The organism is Propionivibrio sp. (assembly GCF_049316945.1).
Classification (GTDB): domain Bacteria; phylum Pseudomonadota; class Gammaproteobacteria; order Burkholderiales; family Rhodocyclaceae; genus Propionivibrio.
In genome coordinates this window covers 1-3528 of the sequence record NZ_JBMOJE010000260.1, presented here as the reverse complement: position 1 = coordinate 3528, position 3528 = coordinate 1, and the positions used below count along the sequence as shown (strand labels likewise).

Below are 3528 nucleotides of genomic sequence, written 5' to 3'. Positions count from 1 at the left end.
GCTTCAATGCAAAACGCAGCGTGAAATCATTTGCCTCGGTTTTTTGAGGTGTTACGGCAGTGATGCGCAGCCGCAATTGCTGATTGATGGCTTGTTGGGCCGCCAGTTGCTGGCGCAAAACCTCAATGCTGGTGGTGGCAGATTCGGTCTCTTTCGTGGAAATAGCCGGAGAGTCTGTTGTCGATTGTGCAAATGCAGCGCTGGTCAGCAAAGCTCCACAGCTGGCAAGCACGAGAGACAGTGTCGGTTTGTTCATGACAATCCTTATCGGGGCGACGTACGGGTGACAACAAAAGCCATTCCATCCATCCACATTTCGTTGAAACGTTTGACGGATACCTCGCGGTTGCCAAACGCCGGATCAGCGAGCAAAACACGGCCATCACTGAGGCCGTTGAATACTACGTAATGGTCGTATCCTTTTTGCCTGATTGGCACGATGGGCGCATGGAATACGCGCAAATCCTCTAATCCGAGGTGCTTGTAGGCACTGCCCTGATAGCCGCGGCCTTCGACAAAAGTTTTTAGGTCGAGCAAGGAAAAGCCGCCGTGCATCCTGACCATTTCTGGTTCCGTTTTTTCCAGCATGAGGGCGGCGGCGAAGCGTTCGCTGACCGGGTCGCTGAAACCGTAAGTCAGCACGGTAGCCACAGCCGCTGCCGCGCAACTGCTTTCCCATTGCTGCATGACAACTCCGCGCTCCCGAATTTCCTTGAGGCTACGGAAGTTTCTCGTTGCATCGGCGTGAGCAATGTTTGCCCAGAAACACAAAGGCATTATCAACAAGCAGGCCAGGAAACGTCGAGAGGCGACCCGAAAAGATGAAAATTGTCTAACAGTCATGTGAAAACCTTGCAAGCTGGAGTAGCGCTGAAGCGATTTATTCAGGGAAGTATCCTGGTTATTCTATTTGCTGTGTGCTCGCCGAAGTCCGCTGATTGCGGGCGCCTCGACCGTGGTTTATCTTACCGCCGTAGAGACCCGGAAAAACAAACTCACTGCGCTAATCGCCAAGTTTTTCTTCGCCATAAAAAACCCGCCCTCTGGCGGGCGGGCTCTTTTGATCATGCAGTGAGCGCCCAGTGTGGTTACCGAGTACAGGTACCTGTGTTAAGGCCGGTCCCCGGAATTCGAATCTGGGTGCGCGTCGGAATGCCGGTACCTGTCCCGTCTTTTAACTGCTGCTTGATACCGGCTCCGGCAACCACTTTGCCCATTTCGGCGACAGTCATTTGTACAGGAACCTGCGTCTTTGACTCTTCAGCCATGACAGCTGCGGAACCCAGAAGCAGAAAGGCGGCTAAAGCGATACTCGTTTTCATTATAAGAACTCCTCTATCTAGGTGCGTGGGAACTTTTCCCGCGCTGAAATCAGTCTATGCAGGAAAACTCCTGATGTCAACGGTTTGTGTGAATAATTCCCGCATATTTTGCTATACTTGATTCAAATGAATGACCGCCAACCCTTATCGCAAACACCCGACCCGCCCTCGTCCAGCATTGTTCACGGCTCTTCACCGGCACTGGTTCGCGCTATGCGCCTTATATTGCAGCCACTGGTACGGCTGATGCTGGCGCGCGGAATTACCTATCCGTATCTGGCGGAGTTACTTAAGGGTTTGTTCGTTGAGGTGGCCGACAAGGACTTTCGGCTGAACGACAAGCCCGCGACCGATAGTCGTATCAGCTTGTTAAGTGGCGTCCATCGCAAAGACGTTAGCAGACTGCGTACCGTCCTGAAAACCGAGGGCGACGTATCACCCTCTGTAGTTTCGTTCGGTTCTCAACTCGTATCCCGCTGGCTTGGCGCGGCGCAATACCTGGACGAAAACGGAAAATCGAAGTCGCTGGCGCGTCTCGCCAGCGAAGGCGGCGAGCACTCGTTCGAGGCACTAGTGGCCAGCGTAAGCAAAGATATTCGCTCGCGGGTAGTCCTTGACGAGTGGCTTCGCCTCGGCGTTGTGCATCTTGACGATGAAAATCGTGTCTGCCTTAACGCCGAGGCCTTCGTGCCAACGAAGGGCTTTGATGAAAAAAACTTTTATTTTGGTCACAACCTGCATGACCACGCTTCCGCTGCGGCGCATAACCTGCTCTGCGAGCCACAGGCGGGCGCTGAGCGTTTCGTTCCTTTCATGGAACGTAGCGTTCACTGCGCGGAACTTTCTCCTGACTCTGTACACTGCCTGGCGAAACAGTGTGAGGATTTGGGCATGCACGCCTTGTTGGCTGCCAATAAATTAGCCTTGGAGGCCGAAGCCAATGAGCAGACGGAATCCACTGATCAACCACGCCAGCGTATGACTTTCGGTATCTATTTTTACGCTGAACCAGTCGCTCACTCCGGGGACGCATCATGAAAACTCGAACGCCGATGAGCTGTCGGTCCGCCTTGCTGATCACCGTTTGTGCATGCCTGCTCGGCAGTTGCAGCCTGATGCCCGAAAGCCGGACAAACAGGTGCGCTGAACGGGCTTCCCCTACGAATCCCGAAGTGGGGACGGGTATCGGCGGTACCGGCCAAGTAGCCAGCTCTCCAGGAATCGGCGGAACGGGTCAGATCGCACAGCGCCCAGGTATTGGTGGTACAGGACGAACGGAGGCAGTGGCTAAGGTGGGAATCGGCGGTACCGGCATTGTCGGTGTTGTGACGGGCTTTGCCAGCATCTGCGTAAATGGCGAGGAGGTCCATTACACTCCCGCTACACCAGTAATTCGTGACGGCGAACGGAGCAGCACGAGCGAACTCCTGGTCGGTCAACTCGTGGCGATACGTGCTGACGGAACCTTGAACGAAGCCGGAGCGCAATTGGAAGCGAAGCAAATCGCCGTGCTGAATGCCGCTGTAGGGCCGCTGACGGCAGTCGATGTGGCTTCCGGCAAGTTCGCGGTGATGGGGCAGAAGGCACAGGCCTTGACCAAGGAAAATCTTGTCAATCTTTTGGTCGGCGACTGGGTCCGCGTGAGCGGCCTCCGTCTTGCTGATGGAGACATACGTGCGAGCCGTGTGCAACGGCTGGCAGCTCCATTTCCTTTGGCGCAAGTGCTCGGCCCCGCCCTTGGTATCGACGGAAAAACGGTACGTATCGGGACGATACAGGTGCAATTCAAGTCGCTTCCTGCCGGACTGGTACCGGGCAGCGAGGTACTCGTCCGGGGTACCTGGAACGGGAATTTCCTGGAGGTGATGACTAGTGAGCTCCAGCCTACGCACGCTGAGCTTGGTAAGTCAAAAGACGTGTTGCTGCAGGGTTACGTCCATTCTCGACGCGGCAACGAATTGATACTGGGTTACGAAAAAGTGTACTTGTCGGACACGACGAACGTCAGCGGGGGCGAGGTCGAGGCACTTGGAGTCGACCAGCATGTACTGTTGCGCGGCCGTCTTGACGCCAGTCAGCGCATCATTGCGGAACAGTTAATGATCGGCAGTGCTGGTGGCGGGGGAGGTGCTTCCGGCTCAGGCTCAGGCCCCGGTTCTGGCTCTGGCTCTGGAGGAGGTGGAGGAGGTGGAGGAGGTGGAGGTGG

Annotated in this window: 5 protein-coding genes; 2 read left to right on the top strand and 3 right to left on the bottom strand. The window is 55.5% G+C overall.

Going from position 1 to position 3528, the window contains the following annotated elements:
• The 3 genes from ACOYNV_RS26665 to ACOYNV_RS26655 all read right to left on the bottom strand — a co-directional run.
• Positions 1 to 256 (bottom strand): hypothetical protein (locus ACOYNV_RS26665; protein WP_422902848.1); only part of this gene is annotated, 256 nt, incomplete at its 3' end.
• An 8-nt stretch (positions 257 to 264) separates the two neighbouring features.
• Complete coding sequence (locus ACOYNV_RS26660) at positions 265 to 687, bottom strand: C39 family peptidase (RefSeq protein WP_422902847.1); 423 nt, start codon at positions 685 to 687, stop codon at positions 265 to 267.
• A 401-nt stretch (positions 688 to 1088) separates the two neighbouring features.
• On the bottom strand, positions 1089 to 1322 hold the full coding sequence (locus tag ACOYNV_RS26655) for a hypothetical protein (protein ID WP_422902846.1): 234 nt from the start codon (positions 1320 to 1322) through the stop codon (positions 1089 to 1091).
• A 126-nt stretch (positions 1323 to 1448) separates the two neighbouring features.
• On the opposite strand from ACOYNV_RS26655, the gene ACOYNV_RS26650 reads away from it, so the two are divergent.
• Both ACOYNV_RS26650 and ACOYNV_RS26645 read left to right on the top strand, forming a co-directional pair.
• On the top strand, positions 1449 to 2360 hold the full coding sequence (locus ACOYNV_RS26650; RefSeq protein WP_422902845.1) for a DUF6502 family protein: 912 nt from the start codon (positions 1449 to 1451) through the stop codon (positions 2358 to 2360).
• The coding region (locus ACOYNV_RS26645) for a DUF5666 domain-containing protein (RefSeq protein ID WP_422902844.1) at positions 2357 to 3528 on the top strand (1172 nt) is incomplete at its 3' end. The genes ACOYNV_RS26650 and ACOYNV_RS26645, both read left to right, overlap by 4 nt.

Coding starts and splice junctions, on each gene's coding strand:
- ACOYNV_RS26660 (WP_422902847.1), bottom strand. CDS start 687: ATGCAGCAATGGGAAAGCAGTTGCGCGGCAGCGGCTGTGGCTACCGTG.
- ACOYNV_RS26655 (WP_422902846.1), bottom strand. CDS start 1,322: ATGAAAACGAGTATCGCTTTAGCCGCCTTTCTGCTTCTGGGTTCCGCA.
- ACOYNV_RS26650 (WP_422902845.1), top strand. CDS start 1,449: ATGAATGACCGCCAACCCTTATCGCAAACACCCGACCCGCCCTCGTCC.